Source organism: Streptomyces sp. NPDC006624, from assembly GCF_040611555.1.
Taxonomy (GTDB): domain Bacteria; phylum Actinomycetota; class Actinomycetes; order Streptomycetales; family Streptomycetaceae; genus Streptomyces.
Window position 1 is genome coordinate 413,069 of sequence record NZ_JBEXOM010000003.1, and the last position, 24,302, is coordinate 437,370.

A 24,302-nucleotide genomic window follows, 5' to 3' on the forward strand; every position below is an offset into this window, starting at 1 on the left:
ACGCCGGACGCGTGCGCGCCGGTCAGGGCTGCGGGAAGTCGCCCGCGAGTGCCGAGGCGATGCGCAGGTGCGACTCCGCCTCGTCGTGCCGGTTCTGCCGCTGGAGAGTACGGCCGAGCATCAGCCGGGCGTAGTGCTCCACCGGGTCCCGCTCGACGATCGTCCGCAACTCGGCCTCCGCCCGCCGCAGTTGGGCCGAGTGGTAGTAGGAACGCGCCAGCAGCAGCCGCGGCCCGGTCTGCTCGGGCGCCTCCTCGACCAGCCCGGCCAGGACGCGCGCGGCGGCGGCGTAGTCCTTGGCGTCGAAGAACAGCTGCGCGCGCTCCCAGCGCTCCGCCGGTGTTCCGTGGTCGTAATACGTCGGCTCGTAGGTCGTGTTCACGGGTGACCTCCTTCGAGGCCGTCAACCGGACCTGTTGGTTCGATATTCCACTACCGCTCGGGCGTCGTGCGCAGGGCGGCCAGCTCGGCGTCGGCCCGCTCGGTGATCAGGCTCAGCACCCGGCCCGCGACGGCCAGGTCCTCTCTCGGGATGCCCTGGTAGATCCGGGCGGAGACGGGTGCCGTCTCGCCGGAGGCCGCGGCGTACAGCTCCCGACCGGCGTCCGTGATCCGCACCCGCGACACCCCGTCCGGGGCGAGCCACCGTGCGGCGATCAGTTCGTCGATCACGCCGTTCACCTCCTCCTCGCCAATCTTCAGCGCGCCGGTGACGCCGTCGACGAGCTGCGCGCGCGCCACGGGGCCGTCGGCGACGGCGGCCGGCCGGAGGGTGACGGACTGCTGGAACGTGACACCGTGCCGGGCGAGCACGCGCTCCAGGACCGCCCGGCCGGCGTAGTGGGCCAGGGCGATGACGCGGGGGTCGAGCAGGGGTGCGGCGCCGGTCATGACTGCTCCTCGTTCTTGTCGGTCTCGCTGCTGTCGGTGGAAGGGCCGAGAGGTGCGTCGAGCAGGGCCGTCAGCTCGCGGGTCAGCTCCCGCGTCCGCGCGCTGTCGAGACCGCCGAGCGGCTCCAGGAGCTGCTGGAGCAGACCGTGCACGACGTCGATCGCCCGCCGGGTGACCTCCTCGCCCCGCTCGGTGAGCGCGAGCTGCACCGCGCGCGGGTCGCGGGGGTCGCGGGTGCGCTCCAGAAGGCCGGCGGCCTCCAGCGCGCGGGCGAGCTTCGACACGTACAGCGGTTCGAGGCCCGTGTGGTCGGCGAGGCGGCGCTGACTGGGCCGCTCGCCGCCGCGCCGCATGCCGTACAGCGAGGCGACGAGCGAGTACTGCGCGTGGGTGAGTCCCAGGGGCGCCACCGCGCGGTCGACCGCGACCCGCCACTTCATCGACAGCCGCCACACCAGGAACCCGGGGGTCGCGCCTTCGGAACCGTTGCTCATGCGAAAACAGTACATGGATACTATAGCCATGGCTACTATTGTCTCCTTGGTCTCCCCGTTGGTCCGCCCGTGGCACGGCCGGGATGACACGCAGACGCGGGGTGCCCCTCGGACTAGGTTGTGCGCCATGAGCAATCTCGAGCGCGAGGCGGTTCCCGCGGTGTGCGGCGGCCGGGGTTTCGTCGTGGCGGAGCCGGTCCGGGAACTCCTCAGCCCTCGCCGGGTCCGGCTCGGCGAGTCCACCGAGGTCCGCCGGCTGCTGCCCAACCTGGGCCGCCGGATGGTGGGCGCCTGGTGCTTCGTCGACCACTACGGACCCGACGACATCGCCGACGAGCCCGGCATGCAGGTGCCGCCGCACCCCCACATGGGGCTGCAGACGGTGAGCTGGCTGCACGAGGGGGAGGTGCTGCACCGCGACTCCACCGGCAGCCTCCAGACGATCCGCCCGCGTGAACTCGGACTGATGACCTCCGGCCGGGCGATCAGCCACTCCGAGGAGAGCCCGCGCCCGCACGCCCGTTTCCTGCACGGCGCACAGCTGTGGGTGGCCCTCCCCGACCGCCACCGCCACACCGAGCCGCGCTTCGAGCACCACACCGGCCTGCCGCGCGTCACCGCGCCCGGCATCGAGGCGACGCTGATCCTGGGCGCCCTGGACGGCACGGCCTCACCGGGCACGGCGTACACCCCGATCGTCGGCGCCGACCTGGCCCTGACCCGGGGCGCGGACGTACGCCTGCCCCTGGAACCGGACTTCGAGTACGCCGTGCTGTCCATGTCCGGCGAGGCCCACGTCGACGGCGTCCCGGTGCTGCCCGGCTCCATGCTCTACCTCGGCTGCGGCCGCGGCGAACTGCCGCTGCGGGCCGAGTCGGACGCGGGCCTGATGCTCCTGGGCGGCGAGCCGTTCGACGAGGAGCTGATCATGTTCTGGAACTGGATCGGACGCTCCCAGGAGGAGATCGAGCAGGCGCGCCGGGACTGGATGGAAGGGACGCGGTTCGGGGAGGTGAAGGGGTACGACGGCGCTCCGCTGCCCGCGCCCGAGCTGCCCGCGACGGCGCTGAAGCCGCGGGGCCGGACCCGCTGACGGCCTCCTCGAAGGACCCTCCCGAAGGTCCGGGACCGCACGGGCCGAACGTCCCCCGGGCCGCCCCCGTACGGCCCAAGCCCCGTTCGTCCCCGGCCGGAAGGCTGGCGGTGACACAGAGGGACCGACCCGAGGGGCGACTGACATGAGCGTGCGCGTGGGCATCAACGGCTTCGGCCGCATCGGACGCAACTACCTGCGCCTGGTGCTGGAGCGCGCGGCGACGGGGACCGGGACGCCCGTGGAGGTCGTGGCGGTCAACGACATCACCTCGCCGGCGGCGCTGGCGCACCTGCTGGCGTACGACTCGACGTACGGCCGCCTCGGCCGCCCCGTCGAGCACGACGACGACTCGATCACCGTGGACGGGCACCGCATCGCCGTGACGGCCGAACGCGACCCGGCCGCCCTGTCCTGGTCCGGCCTCGGCGTGGACGTCGTGATCGAGTCCACCGGCCGCTTCCGCACCCGTGAGCAGGCCGGACAGCACCTGCGGGCGGGGGCCCGCAAGGTCCTGCTGTCGGTGCCGGGCAAGGACGTCGACGCGACGATCGTGATGGGCGTCAACGAGGGCGCGTACGACCCGGAGAGCGACCACGTGGTCTCCAACGCCTCCTGCACCACCAACTGCGTGGCGCCCATGGTGAAGGTGCTGGACGAGCACTTCGGCCTCGTCAAGGGGCTGATGACGACGATCCACGGCTACACCAACGACCAGGTCGTCCTCGACGGCCCGCACAAGGACCCGCGCCGCGGCCGCAGCGCCGCCGTCAACATCATCCCCACCAGCACCGGCGCCGCCCGCGCCGTCGGCCTGGTCCTGCCCGCACTGGCCGGCACCCTGGACGGGATCGCCGTGCGCGTCCCCGTGGAGGACGGTTCGCTGACCGACCTGAGCGTGGTCCTGGACCGGCCGGTCACCGCGGAGGAGGTCAACGCCGCGTTCCGGGAGGCCGCCGACGGCCCGCTGAAGGGAGTCCTGAGGGTCTCCGACGCCCCGATCGTCTCCCGCGACATCGTGGGTGACCCGGCCTCCTGCGTCCTGGACGCCCCGCTGACGCAGGCCCACGGCGAACTGGTCAAGGTCTTCGGCTGGTACGACAACGAGTGGGGCTACACCAACCGGCTCCTCGACCTCACCGAGTACGTCGCCGCCCGGCTCCCGCGGACCTGACGGACCCGGTGACCGGAGGGCGGCGTGCGCCCCGTACCGGCGGTCAGGGCGTGGACAGTTCGAACCGCGTGACGCGGACCGCGCCGCCGAGCGCCTGCGTGGCGTGGTTGAACAGGGCGAAGCGGTAGCCCATGAAGAACCGCCAGTCGTCGCCCATCGGGAAGGCGGGACCGAGGCGGGTGAAGCTCGTGCCGTCGGTGCTGTAGGAGAAGGCGCCGGGGCGTGGCCCGCCGGGCCGGATGTCCGCGTTCACGCGCAGCCGGATCCGGCCGCCGGGCGCGGGCGCGCTCGCCAGTTCGGTGCCGGTGCCGGTGGTGTTCCAGTTGCCGTCCATGGTCAGCCCGCCGACCATCACCACCCGGGTCACGCCGCCGTCGCGCTTGAGCCCGATCCACGCGGAGGAGTCGCGCAGCAGCGCGAGCCCGGCCCGGTCGCCGTCCCGCATGCCGGAGTGGTCGAGTTCGGCCGTGGCGGTCGAAGTGGGGCCCTGGATACGGTGCGTGAGGGTGTTGCGCGCCTGGTACAGGTCGTGGGTGACGGTCGCGGTCCGCAGGGTCAGGCCGCCGCCGGCCGACCACTTGGTGGCGTCCGGGTTGTGGTTCCACTCCCACCTCGGCTTCAGGGCCGGGCCGTCGAAGGTGTCGACGCCGGTCATGGGGGTGACCTGACGGGGCGGCGCGGGCACGGCCGGGCTCGGATACGACGTCCCCCAGGCGCCGTTCACCAGCTGCACGACGGGCCAGCCGTCCGCGGTCCAGGTGACCGGCGCCAGCGCGGGCATCCGGCCGCCCGGGTAGGCGTCCACGAACGCCAGGTAGTACCAGGCGCCGCCCTGCGTCCGCACGAGCCCGCCCTGGTGCGGCACGCCGCCGCCGGGGATCGGTCCGCGCAGGTCGAGAAGCACCTGCCGCATGGTGTACGGGCCGAACGGGCCGCTCGACGACTTCAGGATGTACTGCCCGTTCGCGGGCCGGGTCAGGAAGATGTAGTACTGCCCGTTGATCTTGTAGAACCGGGAGCCTTCCAGGGTGCCGACGCTCGGCGGTGTCGTGAACACCTGCTGGGAACGGACCTGGTTGCGGCCGTCCGGCGAGAGCTGGGCCACGCTGATGGTGGTGTTCCCGTACGCCACGTACAGGGAGTCGTCGCTGTCGACGAGCAGCCCCGCGTCGTAGTACGGCGTGCCGATCGTGGTCAGCCTGCTCCAGGGTCCCTCGGCGTTCGTGGCGGTGTAGACGTAGGTCCTGGCGAAGTCGATCTGGCCGAGCCAGTAGAAGGTCCGGTTGCTCGGCCGGTAGGCCAGCGAGGACGCCCAGATGCCCCGGACGTAACCACGCGCGCCGTTCAGGTCGTACTTGGCGCCGAAGTCGAGGACGGGCACCGCGTGACCGGCGATCTCCCAGTTCACCAGGTCGTAGGAGCGCAGGACGGGCGCGCCGGGGGAGTAGTGCATCGTCGAGGCCGAGGCGTAGTAGGTGTCGCCGACGCGGAGGACGTCGATGTCCGCGAAGTCCTGCCAGATCACCGGGTTGGTGTAGGAGGCGCCGGGCGCGGGGGCCGTGCCGGGGGCGAGGGGGGAGGCGGCTGCGCGGGCGGTGCGGGGGAGGAAGGCGCCGGCGGCCAGACCGGAGGCGGCGGCCAGCGCCCGTCGGCGTCCCAGCGGGTGGTGATGAGTCCATGACATAGCTGTCTCGCTCTCGCTCTCGCAGGTTCGGGATGTCGAACGCCGGTCGGCTCATCGAGCATCCTGGATGATAGGAGGCCGGGAAGGGCCGTCAATACCCCGCGCATGATTCGCCGTTGGCAGCGAAATGTTTCGATGGCGGGGTTCTTTCGGGGGCCGTCGCGCGGACGAAAGGCCGGGTCGACGGGGATTGACTTGTTCGAAAGTCTCCCTAGGATCCCTGACGCTCCGCCGCTCGAATGGCGTTCGAAATTCTGAACGGTCCTGCGCCCTCCTGGGAAAGGAATCCCGTGCTCAGACGATCACGCGGGCGACTGCTCCACCTCCTCGCGGCCGCGGTCCTGACGGCCACCGCGTCCCTCACGGCCTCCGCCCCCTCGCCGGCCTCGGCCGCGCCCGGCAGCCCCGCACTCACCCCGCCCCTCGGCTGGAACAGCTGGAACAGCTTCGGCTGCGGCGTCACCGAGACGCAGGTCCGCGCGGCCGCCGACGCGATGGTGTCCTCGGGGATGCGGGACGCCGGTTACCGGTACGTCGTCGTCGACGACTGCTGGTTCGCCCCGCAGCGCGACGCGGCCGGCAACCTGCGGGCCGATCCGGCCAAGTTCCCGAGCGGGATGAAGGCGCTCGGGGACTACATCCACGCCAGGAACCTGAAGTTCGGCATCTACCAGGCGCCGAACGAGCGCACCTGCGCCCAGGCCGTGGGGACCTACCCGGGCTCCACCGGCAGCAAGGGGCACGAGGCCCGGGACGCCGCCACGTTCGCCTCCTGGGGTGTGGACTACCTCAAGTACGACTGGTGTTCCCCCAGCGGCACGCGTGACGAACAGGTCGCGCGCTTCACGCTCATGCGCGACGCCCTGCGCGCCACCGGGCGGCCCATCGTCTACAGCATCAACCCCAACAGCCTGCACACCCCCACCGGCGCCACCTACGACTGGGGCGGGGTCGCCGACCTGTGGCGGACGACCGAGGACCTGCTCGACATCTGGCAGAACGGCAACACCAACAGCTATCCGATGGGCGTCGGCAACGTCGTGGACGTCACCGCTCCGCTGGCGGCGCAGTCCGGGCCGGGGCACTGGAACGACCCCGACATGCTGGTCGTCGGCCGTCCCGGCCTGACCCTGACCGAGTCCCGTTCGCACTTCGCCCTGTGGGCGCTGCTGGCCGCCCCCCTCATGGCCGGCAACGACATCCGCACCATGTCCGCCGACGTGAGCGCGATCCTGCGCAACCCCCGTCTGCTGGCGGTGAACCAGGATCCGCTGGGCGCGGGCGGGCGCAGGGTACGCGACGACGGCAGCACCGAGGTGTTCGCCAAGCCGCTGTCCGACGGATCCGTGGCGGTGGGCCTGTTCAACCGGGGCGGCACCACCGCGACGGTCACCACCACGGCCGGTCAAGTCGGCCTGTCGGGCGGGCCGTTCACCCTCACCGACCTGTGGACCGGCGGCACGTCGAGCACGTCGGGGCAGATCTCCGCGAGCGTCCCCGCGCACGGCGTGGCCGTGTTCAGGGTGAGCGGCGGCAGCCCGGTGGACGCCACCACCTCGCGGCTGCGCGGCGCCGGGTCGGGCCGCTGCCTGGACGTGGACGACGCCTCCACCGCGGCCGGTGCCACGGTACTGATCTGGGACTGCCACACGGCCGCGAACCAACTGTGGACCACCTGGGCCGGCGGCGAGATCCGCGTCTACGGCGACAAGTGCCTGGACGCCTACGAGCAGGGCACCACCGACGGCACCCGCGTCGTCACCTGGCCCTGCAACGGCCAGGACAACCAGAAGTGGACCTTCGGCGCCGACGGGTCGATCCGCAACGTCCACGCCGGACTGTGCCTCGCCCCGGACAGGTCCGGGACCGCGGGCGGCACCCCACTGGTGCTGACCGGATGCAACGGCCAGACCGGCCAGAAGTGGACCCGCGCCTGAGACCGCCACCCGGGCGGGACACGCCGCCCACCGCAACCAGCCCGAGAACAAGGGGAGTCGCCCCATGAAATGGACAAGCTCCAGCACACGGACAAGCTCAGGGACAAGGGCAAGGACACAGAAAGGGGCAAGGGTACAGAAGGGGGCAAGGACTGGGAACACGGCAGGCTTACGCACCAAGGCCCTCGTGCGGCCCGCCGTGCTGGCGGTGCTGCTCGTCCTGGCCATGGCCGTCACGGCACTGCCCGGCGGCGCCGGCACGACCGCACCGCTCAAGGCCACCGCTCCGGCCGCCGCGACCTCCGGCATCACCGCCGCGAGTCCCGGATGCGGCAAGGCCCCCACCCTGACGAGCGGTACCCACACCCTCCAGAGCAACGGCAGGAACCGGAGTTTCATCCTGCGCGTTCCCGACGGCTACGACCGCAACCGGCCCCACCGGCTGGTCTTCGGCTTCCACTGGCTGGGAGGCACCTCCACCGACGTCGCCACCGGCCGCACCGTCGAAACGGGCACCTGGGCCTACTACGGGCTCCAGCGACTGGCGGGCGGCAGCACCGTCTTCGTCGCGCCGCAAGGCCTCGACAACGGCTGGGCCAACACCGGCGGGCAGGACGTCACCTTCGTCGACGACATGATCCGGCGGATCGAGGCGGACCTGTGCGTCGACACCGCACAGCGCTTCGCCCTGGGCTTCAGCTACGGCGGCGCCATGTCCTACGCGCTCGCGTGCTCCCGGGCGACGGTCTTCCGCGCGGTCGCGGTCCTGGGCGGCGGGCAGCTCAGCGGATGCAGCGGCGGCACCCAGCCCATCGCCTACCTCGGTGTCCACGGCCTCCGCGACAGCGTCCTCGGCATCTCCGGCGGACGGGCCCTGCGGGACAGGTTCGTCAGGAACAACGGCTGCACCCCGCAGAACCCGCCCGAGCCGGCCCAGGGCAGCCTGACGCACCGGGTCACCACCTACGCGGGGTGCTCGGCCGGCCATCCGGTCGCCTGGGCCGCGTTCGACGAAGGGCACATCGCCGCTCCGCAGGACGGGGCGCCCGGTGACAGCGGCTCCCGCACCTGGGTGCCCGCGGAGGTGTGGAAGTTCTTCACGCAGTTCCAGACCTCCGACCCGGCACCGGCGCCGTCGGCCTGCCGGGTCACCAGCACCGTCAGCGCCTGGAACACCGGCCTGACCGGACACATCACCCTGACCAACACAGGTGACGACGCCGTCGACGGCTGGTCCCTCGCCTTCACCCTGCCCGGCGGTCAGTCCATCACCTCCGGCTGGAACGCCGCCTACTCGCCCGCCTCCGGCCGGGTGACGGCCCGGAACGTCTCCCACAACGCGGTCATCGCACCCGGAGCGTCCGTCGACATCGGGTTCCAGGCGGCCCACACCGGCGACACGGGCACGCCCACGTCCTTCACCCTCAACGGCACCGCCTGCGCCACCTCCTGACCGACAGCCCGAACCCCACCCGGCACGGGCACCGGCGGTGCGCGGGCGTCAGGCCGTCCCGCGCACCACCAGTTCCGTGCGGAGGATGACGTGCCGGTAGGCCACCGACGGCTCCTCCATGTCCTCCAGCAGCAGCCGGATCATGGCCCGGCCCATCTCCTCCAGCGGCTGGCGCACGGTGGTCAGGGGCGGTGCGGTGCGCTGGGCCAGCGGGAAGTCGTCGAAACCGATCACGGCGACGTCGTCGGGTACCCGGCGTCCCGCGTCCCGCAGGGCCCTCAGCGCCCCCGCCGCCGTGGTGTCCGAGGCGGCGAGGACACCGTCGATCCCGGGATGCCGTTCGAGCAGTTCGGCCATGGCGCGGCGCCCGCTGTCCTCGGTGAAGTCACTGGCGGCGACCAGGGACTGCTCGCCCTTCAACCCGGCCAGTTCCAGCGCCTCCTGGTAGCCGCGCAGCCGGCACCGGGCGGCGTACATGTCCAGCGGCCCGGTGATGGTGGCGATCGTTCTGCGGCCCGTCGCCAGCATGTGGGAGACGGCGTCGCGGGCACCGCCCACGTTGTCCGCGTCCACGTAACTGACGTACTCGTCGCCCGAGCGGCGCCCCAGCAGCACGGTCGGCAGCCGCGCCTCGGCGAGCATGTCCGGCAGCCGGTCGCCGGCATGCACCGACATCAGCAGGATGCCGTCCACCCGGCCGCCGCGCGCGTACTCCAGGAAACGCCGGCGCTCGGTGTCCGAGCGGACCAGGGTCAGCAGCAACTGCATCCCGGTGTCCGTCAGCGCGTCCCCGAGCGAGCGGACGATCTCCGAGAAGAACGGCTCGGCGAACACCCGCCAGTCGGGCTCCGTCAGGACGAGAGCGATGGCGTCGGTGCGCCGCCCGGCCAGGGAACGGGCCGCGAGGTTGGGGACGTAGCCCAGTTCCTCTATGGCTTGCTGCACGGCCCGGCGCGTCGACTCCTTCACACCGGCCGCGTTGTTGATGACGCGGGAAACCGTGCCCCGGCCCACGCCGGCGCGAGCGGCCACCTCTTCCAGCGTCGGCGTGCCAGGGCGTCGCCTGCCCATGACCACCTCCCCCAAGAGATCACCGATCTTACGGCCGCGAGGGACCGGGCACACGGCTTCCGTACGGGACCGGTGCGGTGTCGGCCAACCGGCCCGGGTGAGGGGGAAGGGGGGCCGTGCCCGGGCCGGTGCCGGGCAGGGCGCCGTACCGTGGAGGCGTGGGGAACGTCTTCAGAGGTGGACAGCAGAGCCTGTACCTGTCCAACGGCGGCACGGAGGTTTTCGTCGGTACGCTGATGCTGGCGGTGTCCGAACTCGCCGAGGAGGAATGGGACTTCCGCTTCGCCGCGCTGCTGACGTTGCAGGACCAGAACGTGATGGGGCGCGGCGCCGTCGGATTCGATCTGCGGGACATCGCGTGGGGCGCGACCCCGCGCGAGCGTGCCCGGGCGAAGGACTTCGTACTGCGGGCCACCGAACTGGCGCTGAGCCGCCACCGCTGGAGCGACCTGGGCTACGAGCCCTCCTTCGCGCCGGACCATCTGAGCCGGTTCCGGGCGATGGCCGAGTCCTTCGAGCCGACGGCCGCGGCCCGGCTCGCGGACGGCTTCCCCGGCCCGGGCGAACAGGCGTGTGCCTCGTGCGTACGGCACCGGATCCTCAGCGCACTCCCGTACTGGGACGGGTGCTTCCTCTGCACCGGCCCCTGACGGCCGTCCGCCGGAAAGGGGGTCGCCTCCGGACGAGCGGTCCTGGCAGGGTGTTGGGTATGCGTGACGAGCCGACGACCTCTCCACCCCCGCGCCACCACGACGTCGGCACGTGGCTCGTCCGGTTCACCGCCCGGGTGCTGGTGGTCTGCCCGCGGTGCGGCGGCCGCGCGGACGTCGTGCCGCGGCCGGGGACGGCGGTGCCGAAGTACTTCGGTGAACTGCTGTTCCAGCCCCGCCGTCTCGCCTGCGGCGGATGCGGGGCGGTCACGGAGTGGGCGGCCGAGCGGGAGGGCCGGGCCCTGGTCGGCGCGGTGCCCGGAGGCACCGAAGACCCCTTCTTCCGGCGGCCGTTGTGGTTGCAGACCCGCTGTGCGGGACGGATCCTGTGGGCCTGCAACGAGGAGCACGTCGACGCCCTCGCCGCCTACGTGGGGGCCCGGCTCCGCGAGCGATCCAGTTCCCCGACCCTGGCGATGTTCCCCAGGTTGCCCGTGTGGATGAAGTCCGCGTCCCGTCGTGACGAGGTCCTGGCGGGCCTGACGGAGCTGCGGGCCCTCGCCGGGCGCTCGGCCCCCGCCGACCGCTCCGACGCCGCCCACGAACGCGGCGACCGGCCGCGCCACCACCACAGCCTGTTCTTCCGCGGCGGACCGTACTGACCCACGGGGCGCCCGGGCGTCGTGCGGCCGGTCCGGGCCTTCCCCCAGCGGTAGAGCCCTCGTGAAAACCCAGTGGAGGGCCTGTCGGTGGGGCCGCTTATGCTGCACCCCGATGATCACGCGGGACCAGGGGAGGGCGCGGCATGCTCGGCAAGCTGTTCGGCAGGAGTGCGGAGAGATCCGAGGCGGGGCCGTACGCCCTGCCCGTCCCGCGCAGACAGAGGAACGGGACCTATCCGCTGCGCGCCCTCGGCGACACGCGGGTGCTCGCGCTGGTGGAGGCGTCCGACGCGGGTGACTGGGAGGGCGTCAAGGAGGCACTGGCCCCCTTCGACCTCGGCCGCGACCACCAGGTCCTGGGCGAGGTCGCCGACCGCGACGGTGTGCAGGACTGGATCGGCCGCGCCGTCGAGGAGGACAAGGAGCACCGGGCGACGGCCCTGCTGATCTCCGGGACACGCCACATCATGTGGGGCTGGGAGGCCCGCACCGCCGAACGCGCCGTCAACGTCACGCGGGAGCAGTGGCGGATCTTCCACGAGCGGCTGGAGATCGCCGAGGCACAGCTCCTCGAAGCCGCCGAGCTGCGGCCCGAGTGGATCACGCCGTGGCGCCGCCTGCTCACCTCCGGCCGGGGCATGTCACTGGGCCGGGCCGTCAACGAGACGCGGTTCGACGCCGCCCTGCGCCGCGACCCGCTGGACCTGGAGACCCACCTCGAGTGGCTGTCGCAGCTGCAGCCCCGCTGGGGCGGCGAGGAGGGACAGGCCCTGGCGTTCGCGCAGGAGGCGTACTCCCGCGCCCCGGAGGGGCACCGCCTCGGCTGCGTCATCGCCATGGCTTACATCGAGGAGTGGGTCGAGGCGGACCGCGGCGACCACCTGCAGACCTCCGAGATCAGGGCGAGGTTGCGGGAGGCGGCCGACCGCAGCATCCTCCACCCGGCCTACACCTGGCCCCTGGGCTGGCAGAACGACTTCAACATGTTCGCCATGGCCCTGACGCTGGCCGGCGAACGCCACACGGTGCGGCGGGTCTTCCAGACGCTGGACGGCGCCTACACCGAATGGCCCTGGACCTACTACGCGGAGCCCGAGAAGCAGTTCGCCCGGGCGTACCGCCGCGCCTGAGCACCGGCCCCCCCGCGGAGCGCCCGGGCCCGGCCGCTCACCCTCCGCGCACGCGCACCCGAGCCACCGCACCCGCGCACGCACACCCGAGCCACCGCACCCGCGCCCGCACACCCGAGCCACCGCACCCGAACGCCCGGACCTGGCACCGCCGTCCGAGCGTTCGCGTCCGAGCCCCGGCTCCCGGCCGCGCGCCGTACCTCCGGTGCGAGCGGTCCCACCCCTACGGCGACGCCCCGCGCACCCCGCCCAAGGGCGAGGCCCCCGCACCCGCACCCCCTCGGACCGGCGCCGCCCCCTTCCACCGTCCGTCCACTCCCACCCCGGACCAGCCGATGACCCCGTCCCACACCGCCGCGACTCCGCCCGGCAGCGACCGCACCTTCCAGGTGGACCTGCGCGGCCTCGTCGACCTCCTCTCCCACCACCTCTACTCCAGCCCCCGTGTCTATCTGCGCGAACTGATGCAGAACGCGGTGGACGCCCTCACCGCCCGGCACGGCCTCGAACCGGGCGCGCCCGCCGGCGCCTACGGCGTACGCCTGTACGCCGACGGCTCGGCGGTCCGCGTCGAGGACGACGGCGTCGGACTCACCGAGGCCGATGTGCACCGCTTCCTCGCCACCATCGGCCGCAGCAGCAAGCGGGCCGAAGGGATCGCCGAGCAACGGGCCGACTTCATCGGCCAGTTCGGCATCGGACTGCTCTCCTGTTTCCTGGTCGCGGACGAGATCCACGTCCTCAGCCGCTCCGCCCGCACCCCGGACGCGCCCGCCGTCGAATGGCGGGGACGCGGCGACGGCAGCTACACCGTCCGCACCCTGCCCGCCTCCACCCGCCCCGCGCCCGGCACCACCGTCACGCTGACGCCGCGCGCCGACGCGGGGGAGTGGACCCGCCCCGCCCAGGTGCACGCACTGGCCCGCCACTTCGGCTCCCTCCTGCGCCACCCGGTGACCTTCGACGACGGCACGGACGGCGCGGGCGTGCCCGTCAACCCCGAACCCGCCCCCTGGGCCCGCACGTACCCCACCCCCGGCGCCCGCTCGCGCGCCCTGGCCGCCTACGGCGAGGAGGTCTTCGGGTTCACGCCCCTGGACACCATCGAGCTGGACCTGCCGGCCGTCGGCCTCAAGGGCATCGCGTGCGTGCTGCCCGAAGCCGTGCCGGCCGGCCGCCGCCACGGCCACCGCGTGCACGTCAAGGGCATGCTGCTGTCCGAGCAGGCCGAGGAGATCCTGCCCGACTGGGCGTTCTTCGTCCGCTGCGTGGTCGACGCCGAGAGCCTGCGCCCGACGGCGTCCCGGGAGTCCCTGTACGAGGACGACACCCTCGCCGCCGTCCGCGACGCCCTCGCCGGCCGGCTGCGCGACTGGATCGCCCGGGCCGCCGCCAGCGACCCGGACCTGCTCCACCGCTTCCTCCAGGCCCACCACCTGGCCGTGAAGTCGCTCGCGGTGCACGACGACGAGATCCTGCGGATGCTGCTGCCCTGGCTGCCGTTCGAGACCACCGACGGGCACTGCACCCTCGACGAGTTCGCGCGCTCCCACCGCACGGTGCTCGTCACGTCCAGCGTGGAGGAGTTCCGGCAGGTCGCGGCGATCGCCTCCGCCGCCGGACTCGGCGTCGTCAACGGCGGCTACACCTACGACCGCGAACTGGTCCACCGGCTCCCCGAGATCAGGCCCGAGGCGACCGTCGCCGACCTCGACCCGGCGACCCTCACCGCCCATCTCGACCCGGTCGACCGGGAGACGGAACTCGCCGCCGCGGCCTACCTCGCGCGGGCCCGCGACGCCCTCGCCCTCTTCGACTGCGACGTCGCCCTGCGCACCTTCCAGCCCGCCTCCGCGCCCGCCCTCCTCGTCGACAGCCGCGAGGCCCGGCACGAACGCACCCGCTCCCAGCTCGCCCGGGAGCAGGAGGGCGGACTGTGGGGCGACATCCTCGGCGCCCTGCGCCAGGAGGCGCCGCGGGCCCAGCTGATCCTCAACCAGCTCAACCCCCTGGTGCGCGCCGCCGTCGCCATCGACGAACCCGAACTGGCCCGCACCAGCGCCGAAGCCCTCTACGGGCAGGCCGCGATGCTGTCCCGGCGCCCGCTGCGGCCCGCCGAGTCGAGCCTCATCAACCGCTCCTTCCTCGACCTTCTCGCCCACGCCCTCCGCAAGGACAGCTGACGATGCCGACGACCGCACCCCAGACCACCGACGAGCTGTACCAGGCGCTCCAGGAGAACGACCGGCGCCCCTACGGCCGCACCCGCACCCTCACCGCCGAGGAACTCGTCGACGCGGCCGAGCAGTTCGACGAACCCGTCCCGCTCGTGCACGCGCTCCTCGAACTGCAGGAGGCGTACACCTACGGCTCCGAGCCCCGCAAATCGCCCGTCGTCTTCGCCCGGCTGCTCACCCTCTTCGACGAGCAGCCCGACGTCTTCGACGACCGCCTGCGCCACCTGCTGTTCTGGCGGTTCAAGTGGGTCGCGAACGCCCTGCGCCAGCTGCCGGAGATACCGCTGGCCAGCCTGCGCCAGTGGCTGACGGAGATGCGCGACCGGTACGAGAAGGCCGGACTCGGCCTCCAGCCCTACTACGGGCAGGCCTACCAGCTCGCCTCCCACCTCGGTGAGGACACCACCCTCGCCTACGAGTTGTGGGCGGGCCGCACCCGCACCCGGCTCAGCGACTGCGAGGCCTGCGAGACCTGCGAGCGCGCCCTGCACCACCTCACGGCCGGCGACGACGCGCGGGCCTTGGCCACCTGGGAGCCCGTCCTGGCCGGGAAGGAGTCCTGCCAGGAGGAGCCGTCCCGCTCCGTGTCGTACGCGCTGCTGCCCCTGCTGCGCACCGGCGACGCCGACCGGGCCCGCGCGCTGCACCTGGCCGGCTACCGCGGCTGCCGCCGCAACCCCTCGATGTCCGCTGAGGTCGGCCGGCATCTGGAGTTCTGCGCGCTGACCGGCAACGAGGCCCGCGGGCTGGAACTGCTCGCCGAGAACCGCAACCTGTTCGACGAGGTCGCCTCGCCCCTGGACCAGCTCCACTTCCTCACCGGCGTGGAGGTCCTCCTCCAGCGTGTCGAACTCCTCGGCCACGGCGGGCTGCCCGCCGCCGGGTACGCGGGCCGCACCTGGACGGCGAGCGGCCTGTGCGCGGAGGTGCGGGGCCGCGCCGACGACCTCGCCGCCCGCTTCGACGCCCGCAACGGCACCACCGCGCACACCGACCGCCGCAGGGCCCGTCTGGACCGGGCCCCGCTGCTGGACGCGCTGGAACTGACCCTGCGCACCCGCACCCTCGACGAGGTGACCCCGGCCGCCCCCGCGGCACCGCCCGCCGACCGCACGGCCCCGGCCGCCGTCCCCGACGCGCTGCCCGAACTCGTCCTGCGCGCACGGGAGCTGGAGGAGCAGGGGCACCCGGACGCCAAGGCGTGCTGGGCACGGCTGCGGACGCTCGTCGCCGCCCGCGACTACAGCCACCCCGACGACCCGGCCGTGGGCCCGCTCGTCCGGCTGCGCGCGGACCTGCTGGCCGAGGAGGCGGGCCGGGCGGGCGAGAACGACGAGTTCGCCGAGGCCGCCGCGCTCTTCGAGGAGGCCGCGGCCCTCTACGACGACGCCGGGGTGCCCCAGCACGCGGCACTCGCCCGCGCCTCCGCCCTGCTGGCCACCGCCGAGATCCCGGCGGCGGACGCGCAGACGGAGCCGGCCGTCCCCGACCAGGCCGGGCGGGGCGCCGAGGCGACGGCCGACGCCCTGACCTCAGCCCACGCGGCCATGGTCCGGCTGCACGAGGAGACCCCCGGCCTCGCCCCGTACCAGGAGGCCCGGCTGCTGCGGCTGCGGGTGACCGCGCTCGCCCTGCGCCTGCAGAACTCGGGCCGCGAGGAACACGTCGCGCCGGTCCTCGCCGAGGCGGACCTGCTGCACGCGTTCGCCACCCGGCACGACATCCCCGGGCAGATCTCCGGCGCCCTGCTGCTGCGGGCCAGCACCTTCGCGATCTCCGGCGACCTGCCCGCCGCGATCACCGGGATCGACGCCCTCCTCGACCGGCTCAGGGCACACGGCCCGGCCTGGCACCTGCCCCGCACGCTCGGCCTGCGCGGCCGGATCCAGCTCGGCCTGCGGGAGCCGGAGGCCGCGTACGCGGACCTGACGGAGGGCCTGCGACGGGCCGCCGACTGGCCGGTCGACGCCATCGACACCGCCCGCCTGCACGGCGACCTGGCCGAGGCCTGCATGCATCTGGGCCGCCCCGACGAGGCCCTGCGCCACCTCACGCGCTCGGCGGAACTGGAGCTGCGCCGCGGCAGCCGGACGGACGCGTTCTGCACCTACAGCAACGCCGCCCGCCTCAGCCTCGACCTCGGCCGCGTCGAGGACTGCATCGCCCTGCTCGACTCCCTGCTGGCCGAACCGGACGTCGCCGCCGGAGAGCTGGACGACCGGCTCGTGGCCCAGCTGCGCCTGACCCGGGCCCGTGCCCTGCACGCCGGGGAGGACCTCAAGGCCGCCACGGCCGAGTTCGTCGCCCTCGCGGCCGAGTCGGCCGGCTGGGACGACGACCCGGGAAGCCACGCCATGATCGCCGCCGAGACGGCGGTGCTGCTCGGCGAGTCGGGCGACTTCGACCGGGCCCGGGAGGCCGCGGACCAGGCCCTCGCCGCCCACGCCCGGGACCCGCGCATCGAGCTGCTCAGCAACTGCCTGCGCGAACTCGGCCGCCTCCAGGCGCAGCGGCAGGGCCCCGACGGTCTGGCCGCCGCCCTCGCCTACCTCGCCGACGCCGGCCGGATCGCCGACGAGGCCCGCGCCACCGGGTACGAGCCCCACGGCCGCGACCTCGACACCGCGCTGGCCTACGAGTACGGCAGGGTCAACGCCTACGCCGGGGCGTACGACGACGCCCTGGCCGCCCTGGAGAAGGCCCTCGCCCTGCTCGGCGAGCCGGGCGAGGGGGACGAGCGCGCGGGCGAGTGGGCCGAGTGCGTCCGCCTCGCGGCGGTCGTGGAGGGCATCTACCTGGAGCGCACCGCTCCCGCCCTGAGCCGGCTCGACCCGGCGATCGCCCGCCTGACCGCCCTGGGCCACACCGAGGAGACCGAGGCCCTGACCTCCCTGGCGGCGCGGCTGCGCGACGAGGACTGACCCGCCCCGGTACGGCCGGGAGCCCCGGCTCCCGGCCGTACGCATGCCCCGGGGTGGGGCCGGGTCCCGGCGCGGCGTCAGGGATCCGTCAAGGCCGCGGGTGCGGCCGTAAGGGAGCCGTCAACACGTGATCCCTTCCGGTCGGCGAGGCGATTTCCTCTAGTCGTCCGTTGTCACTCGCACCTCACTCCAGGAGTTCACGATGGCCGATCCGGCCTTCGTCGTCACCGTGCTCGCGGCCTTCGCGCTGGTGGCCCTCGTCGCCCGGGGGGTGACGAAGCTGTGACCGCCGAGAACGTCGTCGGCCTGATCGTGGCCGTCGCCCTGCTGGGCTATCTCGTCCTCGCCCTGCTCTTCCCGGAGAGGTTCTGAGATGGGCCCCGTCCTCGCCGGCGCACTCCAGCTGCTCGCGCTCGTCGCGGCGCTGGCGCTCGCCCACGTCCCCGCCGGCACCTACATGGCCCGGGTCTACTCCTCGGAGCGGCACCTGCGGGTGGAGAAGTGGATCTACCGGGGCATCGGCGCCGACCCCGGCACCCGGATGACCTGGCCCGCGTATCTGCGCGGCGTCCTCGCCTTCTCGCTGGCCGGCGTCCTCTTCCTCTACCTCCTGCAGCGTCTGCAGGGCGTGCTGCCCGGCTCGCTCGGCTTCCGTGCGGTCGGCCCGGCGCAGTCGTTCAACACGGCCGTGTCGTTCGTGACCAACACCAACTGGCAGTCGTACGCGGGCGAGCAGACCATGGGGCACCTGGTGCAGACCGCCGGCCTCGCCGTGCAGAACTTCCTCTCCGCGGCCGTCGGCATGGCCGTCGCCGTGGCCCTCGTCCGGGGCTTCGCCGGGTCCCGCACCGGTGAGCTCGGCAACTTCTGGTCCGACCTGGTGCGCGGCACCGTGCGGATCCTGGTGCCGGCCGCGGCGGTCGCCGCCCTCGTGCTGGTGGCGTGCGGTGTGATCCAGAACTTCTCCGGCATCCACGAGGCCGGCCGGTTCGCCGGCGGGGCACAGCAGTGGAACGGCGGCGCCGTGGCCTCCCAGGAGGCCATCAAGGTGCTGGGCACCAACGGCGGCGGCTACTTCAACGCCAACTCCGCCCACCCCTTCGAGAACCCGACGCCCTTCACCAACCTCTTCGAGATCTTCCTGATCCTGCTGATCCCGTTCTCGCTGCCCCGCACGTTCGGCCTCCTGGTCGGCAACGTCCGGCAGGGCTACGCCGTCCTGGGCGCGATGTGCACGATCTGGCTCGGGTTCGTGGCCCTGATGATGTGGACCGAGTTCGCCCACCACGGCCCGGCGCTCCAGGCCGCGGGCGGGGCCATGGAGGGCAAGGAGGTCCGCTTCGGCGTCGGCGCGTCCTCGATCTTCGCGGTGTCGACGACGCTGACCTCGACCGGCGCGGTGGACTCCTTCCACTCCTCGTTCACCGGTCTCGGCGGCGGCATCACCCTGCTGTCGATGATGCTGGGCGAGATCGCACCCGGCGGCACCGGCTCCGGCCTGTACGGCATGCTGGTCCTGGCGGTCATCGCGGTGTTCGTCGCCGGGCTGATGGTCGGCCGGACCCCCGAGTACCTGGGCAAGAAGATCGGCGCCCGGGAGATGAAGCTCGCCGCCTGCCACCTCCTCGTCACCCCGGCCCTGGTGCTGGTCGGCACGGCGGCCTCCCTGGCGCTGCCCACCCCGCCCCACTCCGTCCTCAACCCGGGCCCGCACGGCTTCTCCGAGGTGCTGTACGCCTTCACCTCCGCCGCGAACAACAACGGCTCCGCCTTCGCCGGGCTCGACGCGAACACCGACTGGTTCAACACCACGACCGGCCTGGCGATGCTGCTCGGCCGTTTCCTGCCCATGGTCTTCGTCCTGGCGCTGGCCGGTTCGCTCGCCGCGCAGCGGCCGGTCCCGGTCACCGCGGGCACCCTGCGCACCGAGAAGCCCCTGTTCTCCGGACTGCTGGCCGGCACCGTCCTGATCGTCACCGGTCTGACGTACTTCCCCGCCCTCGCGCTGGGCCCCCTCGCCGAAGGGCTGGCGTCATGACCACCCGTACCGAACCCCACGAGGACGCGATGTCCACACCCACCCTGGTCCCGCCCCGGCACACACCGACGGGGCACCGGACCCCCCAGGGCCGCGCGGGCGCGGGCCTGTTCGACCCCGGGCAGCTGGTCAGGGCGCTGCCGGACGCCGTCCGCAAGCTCGACCCGCGGGCGATGGCCAAGTCGCCGGTGATGTTCGTGGTGTGGGCCGGGTCCGTCCTAACCACCCTGTCCGCCCTGCGGGACCCGGGCGACCGGTTCGGCTGGACCATCAGCGCCTGGCTGTGGCTGACCGTCGTCTTCGCCAATCTGGCGGAGGCGGTCGCCGAGGGCCGCGGCAAGGCGCAGGCCGCCACCCTGCGCCGGGCCAAGAGCGACACCATGGCCCGCAGGACGGACGGCACGCTCGTCCCCGGCACCGAGCTGACGGTCGGCGACCTGGTGGTCTGCGAGGCCGGTGACGTCGTCCCCGGCGACGGCGACGTCGTCGAGGGCGTCGCCTCGGTCGACGAGTCCGCCGTCACCGGCGAGTCCGCCCCGGTCATCCGCGAGTCCGGCGGCGACCGCTGCGCCGTCACCGGCGGCACGAAGGTCCTGTCCGACCGGATCGTCGTCCGGATCACCACCAGGCCGGGCGAGACCTTCATCGACCGGATGATCGGCCTCGTCGAGGGCGCCGCCCGGCAGAAGACGCCCAACGAGATCGCGCTGAACATCCTGCTCGCCTCGCTCACGATCGTCTTCCTGCTCGCCTGCGCCACCCTGCCGCCCTTCGCGGACCACGCCGGGACGCGCCTGTCGACGGTCGTCCTGGTCGCCCTGCTGGTGTGCCTCATCCCCACGACGATCGGAGCGTTGCTGTCGGCGATCGGCATCGCGGGCATGGACCGGCTGGTGCAGCGCAACGTGCTCGCCCTGTCCGGCCGGGCGGTCGAGGCGGCCGGGGACGTGTCGACCCTGCTGCTGGACAAGACCGGCACCATCACCCTCGGCAACCGGCAGGCCGCCGCCTTCCTGCCGGTGCGCGGCGTCACCGAGGCCGAACTCGCCGACGCGGCGCAGCTGTCGTCCCTGGCCGACGAGACGCCCGAGGGCCGTTCCGTGGTCGTGCTCGCCAAGGAGGGGTACGGCCTGCGCGAACGCGACCTCGCCGGCGCCGTGTGGATCGCCTTCACCGCGCAGAGCCGGATGTCCGGGGTCGACCTCGGCGGACGCAGGATCCGCAAGGGCGCGGCCGGCGCGGTCGGCGCCTGGGTGCGCGAGCGGGGCGGCACGGCCGCCGAGGACGCGACAGCCATCGCCGACCGCGTCGCCGCGTCGGGCGGCACCCCGCTGCTGGTCGCGGTCGACGACGCCCGCGGAGCCCGGGTGCTCGGCGTCGTCCACCTCAAGGACGTCGTCAAGCACGGCATGCGGGAGCGGTTCGCGGAGTTGCGCCGCATGGGCATCAGGACCGTCATGATCACGGGCGACAACCCGCTCACCGCCCGGGCCATCGCGGAGGAGGCCGGGGTCGACGACTTCCTCGCCGAGGCCACCCCCGAGGACAAGCTGGCCCTCATCAAACGGGAGCAGGCGGGCGGCAGGCTCGTCGCGATGACCGGCGACGGCACCAACGACGCCCCGGCCCTCGCCCAGGCGGACGTCGGCGTGGCGATGAACACCGGCACGTCGGCCGCCAAGGAGGCCGGCAACATGGTCGACCTCGACTCCGACCCGACCAAGCTCATCGAGATCGTCGAGATCGGCAAGCAACTCCTCATCACCCGGGGCGCGTTGACCACGTTCTCGCTCGCCAACGACGTCGCCAAGTACTTCGCGATCATCCCGGCGCTGTTCGCCCCGGTCCATCCGGGCCTCGCCGCGCTCGACATCATGCGGCTGTCCTCGCCCGACTCGGCGATCCTGTCGGCCGTCGTCTTCAACGCGCTGGTCATCGTCGCACTGGTGCCGCTCGCCCTGAGGGGCGTGCGCTACCGGCCGGCCGGCGCCGACCGGATGCTCCGCCGCAACCTCGCCGTCTACGGCGTCGGCGGGCTGATCGCCCCCTTCGCCGGCATCAAGCTCATCGACCTGCTCCTCTCCCTCGTCCCCGGGATCGGCTGACCGCCATGACCAACTCCCTCAAAAACACCGCCCGGTTGCTCGGAGCGGGCCTGCGCGCCCTCCTCGCCCTGACCCTGGTGACCGGCGTCCTCTACCCGCTGGCCGTCACCGGCGTCGCGCAGGGACTGTTCCACCACCAGGCGAACGGCTCCGAGATCAGGGCGGACGGCAGGGTCGCCGGCTCGTCCCTCATCGGGCAACAGGGCTACGACCTCGACCACTTCCAGCCCCGCCCCGCGCACGGCCTGGGCCGGAACACCCTCAACACCCGCTACGACCTCGTCGTCTCCGGCGCCACCAACCTGGCCGCCGACAACGAGGTCCTGGTCCGGCAGGTCGAGGAGGCCAGGGCCCGGGTGATCCGGGACAACTCCGTACCCGGTCACACCGTCAAGCCCTCCCAGGTGCCCGCCGACGCCGTCACCTCCTCCGGGTCCGGACTCGACCCCGACATCTCCCCGGCCTACGCCCGGCTCCAGGTCCACCGGGTCGCGCAGCGCAACGGCCTCCCGGTCGCCCGGGTCGAGCGGCTGGTGAGGGACCACACCCGCGGGCGCACCCTGGGCTTCATGGGCGAGCCGCGGGTGAACGTCCTCCAGCTCAACGTGGCGCTCGACGAACTCGCCGACGAGGGACCCGCCGGCCCCGCGTCATGAGTACGCGTACTCAGTCACGCCCGTACGCCTACCGATCCCAACGGCCTTGCCTGGAAGCAGACTTGGCCCATGCCCACCTCCGGACCCGCCCGGCGCGCCGCGACCGCAGCGGCCCTGACCCTGCTCGCGGCTCTCACCCTCACCGCGTGCGGTGACCTGCACGCCTCGGGCGGGACGGGCGGGAGCGCCACCCCCGGTACCTCGGACGGGACGGGCGAGAGCGCCGTCCCCGGCACGCCGGACAGGGCGGGCGGGAGCGCCGTCCCCAGCGCCTCCGGCACCTCGCCCTCGCCCTCGTCCTCTCGCTCCGCGGCGGGCCCCTCGCCGTACGTGGAGCCCGGAGCCGGGGACGGAGCCCCGCACCACGACGAGAACAACGCCCACCGCCGGCCCCGCGCGATGTCCGCCGCCCACGCCGAGGACGCCGCGCGGGAGGCGGACCGCGTCCGCCCGGTGCTGCGGCGGCTGTGGGAGCGGCGGACATGGGACCCCGGGACCGTGCGCACGGCCCTGCTCCGGCTGGGATACGAGGAGGAGCGCGTCGCCGCCGACGGCACACGGCTCGGCGGCACCCTCACCGTCACGACGCTGCCCTCGGACTACGAGAACGGCGCGTACGTCACGCCCGAGGGGGCGATGGCCGGGCTGCGCGTCCACGACGACGCCTGCGTCACGGCCGTCCTGCAGCCGGCGAACTTCCGGGTGGAGGTCCACGGCCCGTACCTGGAGACCGGCTGCTTCGCGCCGCCCACCGGCCACTGACCCCCGCAGCGGGCCCTCACCCGTCCGTACGCGCTGGGCAGGGCGGGGCGCGGCGCCCCGGTCAGGATGGGGATGCCGGGACGCCCGCATCGGCGGGTCGGTGATGCCGGTGGGACGGGCGGCCGTCCCTGCCGTGGACGTGCGAGGGAGCGGTATGACCGAGACCGACGTCTCTGCGAAGGCCCCGGGCGAACGGCCCGGGCCCGGTGGCGGCGTGACGGACCTGCGGCGCGTCGGCGCGAACCCGGACTACTGGTACCCCGTCGCGCTGTCGCGGCGCGTACCCGCAGGGCGGGTGATCGCGACCGCCTTCGCGGGCGAGCGCATCGCCGTGTACCGCGGCGACAGCGGAGCCGTCCACGCACTGGAGGACCGGTGCGCCCACCGCCAGGTGCCGCTCAGCATGGGCGTGGTGGAAGGCGACACGCTCCGCTGCTGCTACCACGCCTGGGCCTACCGCGGCGACGGCCGCATCTCGCAGATCCCGTACCTGTCCAAGGGCGACGGCAGGCCGCCGCGCGGCGTGCGCGGCTACCCCGTCCGCGAGGCGTACGGCCTGGTGTTCGTGTTCCCGGGCGACCCCGGCAAGGCGGCCGCCACCCCGCTGCCGCACCTGCCGGCCCACGGCTCACCGCGCTACCGGACCATGACCTACGAGCGGACCGTGCGCTGCCACTACTCCTTCATGCACGAGAACCTGCTCGACATGAACCACCAGTTCCTGCACCGCGGCGTCGTCGGCAAGCTGCACCCGGAACTGCTGGACCACCGCGCCGACGCACGGTCCGTGGAGGCCAGGTACCTGTTCACCCACGCCGGAGGGAAACGGAACCGCGGCGCGGGCCTGCTGGCGTCCGAAGGGCTCGGCGGCAGGGACACCAGCGACGTCATGACGATCCGCACCGAGTACCCGTACCAGACGCTCGACCTGGTCCCGGAGAACGCCGAGCGCCCGTCCTTCCGCCTGTGGGCCGCCTACGTGCCCGAGGACGCCGGGCAGCGCCGCTGCCGCGCCTACGGCCTGCTCATGATCGAGAAACCGCGGATCCCCGGCGTCCTGTCGCTGGCCTGGCCGCTGATCAGGCGCTTCACCGAGCGCGTGTTCGCCGAGGACCGGATGGCCGTCGAGGCCGAGCAGCGGGCCTGGGACGAGCAGGGGGAGGACCGCAACCACGAGGTGTTCCCCCTGATCCTGGACGTCCGCGAGGTGCTGCGCGACAACGGCGTCCCCATCGAGCCCGTGGCCGCGAAGGCGGCGTGCGGCTCCGCCCTGGGGTGCGGCGACCCGCCGGAGCCGCCCGCCGGGTGACGCGGCCGCCGCGCCCGCGCGCCCTTGTGCTCCCG

General features: G+C 73.3%; 20 protein-coding genes. 15 read left to right on the top strand and 5 right to left on the bottom strand.

Going from position 1 to position 24,302, the window contains the following annotated elements; genetic code table 11:
- Positions 1–22: 22 nt before the first annotated feature.
- The 3 genes from ABZY20_RS08230 to ABZY20_RS08240 are packed head-to-tail and all read right to left on the bottom strand — an operon-like array spanning position 23 to position 1,385.
- On the bottom strand, positions 23–382 hold the full coding sequence (locus tag ABZY20_RS08230) for a tetratricopeptide repeat protein (protein WP_356438300.1): 360 nt from the start codon (positions 380–382) through the stop codon (positions 23–25).
- 50 nt (positions 383–432) lie between these two features.
- Complete coding sequence (locus ABZY20_RS08235) at positions 433–891, bottom strand: MarR family transcriptional regulator (protein ID WP_356438303.1); 459 nt, start codon at positions 889–891, stop codon at positions 433–435.
- Positions 888–1,385, bottom strand: a complete 498-nt coding sequence (locus tag ABZY20_RS08240; RefSeq protein ID WP_356438306.1) for a MarR family transcriptional regulator — start codon at positions 1,383–1,385, stop codon at positions 888–890. Before ABZY20_RS08240 ends, ABZY20_RS08235 begins: the two co-directional genes overlap by 4 nt.
- Before the next feature lie 127 nt (positions 1,386–1,512).
- Between ABZY20_RS08240 and ABZY20_RS08245 the strand changes: the two genes are divergently transcribed.
- Together ABZY20_RS08245 and gap are read left to right on the top strand one after the other, a co-directional pair.
- On the top strand, positions 1,513–2,478 hold the full coding sequence (locus ABZY20_RS08245; protein WP_356438309.1) for a pirin family protein: 966 nt from the start codon (positions 1,513–1,515) through the stop codon (positions 2,476–2,478).
- Positions 2,479–2,623: 145 nt separating this feature from the next.
- The gene (gene gap / locus ABZY20_RS08250) at positions 2,624–3,652 is read left to right on the top strand and encodes a type I glyceraldehyde-3-phosphate dehydrogenase (protein WP_356438312.1); all 1,029 of its coding nucleotides are present in this window, start codon (positions 2,624–2,626) and stop codon (positions 3,650–3,652) included.
- Positions 3,653–3,695: 43 nt separating this feature from the next.
- On the opposite strand, the gene ABZY20_RS08255 is transcribed toward gap, so the two are convergent.
- Positions 3,696–5,336 (bottom strand): glycoside hydrolase 43 family protein, encoded by a 1,641-nt coding sequence (locus tag ABZY20_RS08255; RefSeq protein WP_356438315.1) that lies wholly within the window; start codon positions 5,334–5,336, stop codon positions 3,696–3,698.
- Positions 5,337–5,626: 290 nt separating this feature from the next.
- On the opposite strand from ABZY20_RS08255, the gene ABZY20_RS08260 reads away from it, so the two are divergent.
- Together ABZY20_RS08260 and ABZY20_RS08265 are read left to right on the top strand one after the other, a co-directional pair.
- On the top strand, positions 5,627–7,273 hold the full coding sequence (locus ABZY20_RS08260) for a ricin-type beta-trefoil lectin domain protein (RefSeq protein ID WP_356438318.1): 1,647 nt from the start codon (positions 5,627–5,629) through the stop codon (positions 7,271–7,273).
- A gap of 226 nt (positions 7,274–7,499) precedes the next feature.
- A complete protein-coding gene (locus ABZY20_RS08265) occupies positions 7,500–8,726 on the top strand; it encodes a cellulose binding domain-containing protein (RefSeq protein ID WP_356438682.1) in 1,227 nt (408 codons plus the stop codon).
- A gap of 48 nt (positions 8,727–8,774) precedes the next feature.
- Here the strand turns inward: ABZY20_RS08265 and ABZY20_RS08270 are convergent, their stop codons facing one another.
- Positions 8,775–9,797 carry a LacI family DNA-binding transcriptional regulator gene (locus ABZY20_RS08270; protein WP_356438321.1) on the bottom strand — a complete coding sequence of 341 codons (1,023 nt, stop codon included), beginning with the start codon at positions 9,795–9,797 and terminating at the stop codon, positions 8,775–8,777.
- Between the two features lie 158 nt (positions 9,798–9,955).
- On the opposite strand from ABZY20_RS08270, the gene ABZY20_RS08275 reads away from it, so the two are divergent.
- The 11 genes from ABZY20_RS08275 to ABZY20_RS08325 all read left to right on the top strand — a co-directional run bounded on the left by ABZY20_RS08275 (position 9,956) and on the right by ABZY20_RS08325 (position 24,267).
- The gene (locus ABZY20_RS08275) at positions 9,956–10,447 is read left to right on the top strand and encodes a hypothetical protein (RefSeq protein ID WP_356438324.1); all 492 of its coding nucleotides are present in this window, start codon (positions 9,956–9,958) and stop codon (positions 10,445–10,447) included.
- A 59-nt stretch (positions 10,448–10,506) separates the two neighbouring features.
- Entirely contained in the window at positions 10,507–11,109 is a 603-nt protein-coding gene (locus tag ABZY20_RS08280) for a hypothetical protein (RefSeq protein ID WP_356438327.1), read from the top strand.
- Between the two features lie 143 nt (positions 11,110–11,252).
- Positions 11,253–12,239 carry a hypothetical protein gene (locus ABZY20_RS08285; protein ID WP_356438330.1) on the top strand — a complete coding sequence of 329 codons (987 nt, stop codon included), beginning with the start codon at positions 11,253–11,255 and terminating at the stop codon, positions 12,237–12,239.
- A 335-nt stretch (positions 12,240–12,574) separates the two neighbouring features.
- Complete coding sequence (locus tag ABZY20_RS08290) at positions 12,575–14,422, top strand: HSP90 family protein (protein WP_356438333.1); 1,848 nt, start codon at positions 12,575–12,577, stop codon at positions 14,420–14,422.
- 2 nt (positions 14,423–14,424) lie between these two features.
- Complete coding sequence (locus ABZY20_RS08295; protein WP_356438336.1) at positions 14,425–17,397, top strand: hypothetical protein; 2,973 nt, start codon at positions 14,425–14,427, stop codon at positions 17,395–17,397.
- 282 nt (positions 17,398–17,679) lie between these two features.
- The gene (gene kdpF, locus ABZY20_RS08300; protein WP_210947791.1) at positions 17,680–17,769 is read left to right on the top strand and encodes a K(+)-transporting ATPase subunit F; all 90 of its coding nucleotides are present in this window, start codon (positions 17,680–17,682) and stop codon (positions 17,767–17,769) included.
- Position 17,770: 1 nt separating this feature from the next.
- The gene (kdpA, locus tag ABZY20_RS08305; protein WP_356438340.1) at positions 17,771–19,435 is read left to right on the top strand and encodes a potassium-transporting ATPase subunit KdpA; all 1,665 of its coding nucleotides are present in this window, start codon (positions 17,771–17,773) and stop codon (positions 19,433–19,435) included.
- The gene (kdpB, locus tag ABZY20_RS08310; RefSeq protein WP_356438343.1) at positions 19,432–21,540 is read left to right on the top strand and encodes a potassium-transporting ATPase subunit KdpB; all 2,109 of its coding nucleotides are present in this window, start codon (positions 19,432–19,434) and stop codon (positions 21,538–21,540) included. The genes kdpA and kdpB overlap by 4 nt, the downstream gene beginning before the upstream one ends.
- A gap of 5 nt (positions 21,541–21,545) precedes the next feature.
- Positions 21,546–22,196, top strand: coding sequence for a potassium-transporting ATPase subunit C (locus ABZY20_RS08315; protein ID WP_356438346.1), 651 nt, complete (start codon positions 21,546–21,548; stop codon positions 22,194–22,196).
- Between the two features lie 69 nt (positions 22,197–22,265).
- Positions 22,266–22,958: a hypothetical protein gene (locus ABZY20_RS08320; RefSeq protein ID WP_356438349.1), complete on the top strand. Its 693-nt coding sequence runs from the start codon at positions 22,266–22,268 to the stop codon at positions 22,956–22,958.
- Between the two features lie 154 nt (positions 22,959–23,112).
- Positions 23,113–24,267: an aromatic ring-hydroxylating dioxygenase subunit alpha gene (locus tag ABZY20_RS08325; RefSeq protein WP_356438351.1), complete on the top strand. Its 1,155-nt coding sequence runs from the start codon at positions 23,113–23,115 to the stop codon at positions 24,265–24,267.
- The last annotated feature ends 35 nt before the right edge of the window (positions 24,268–24,302 follow it).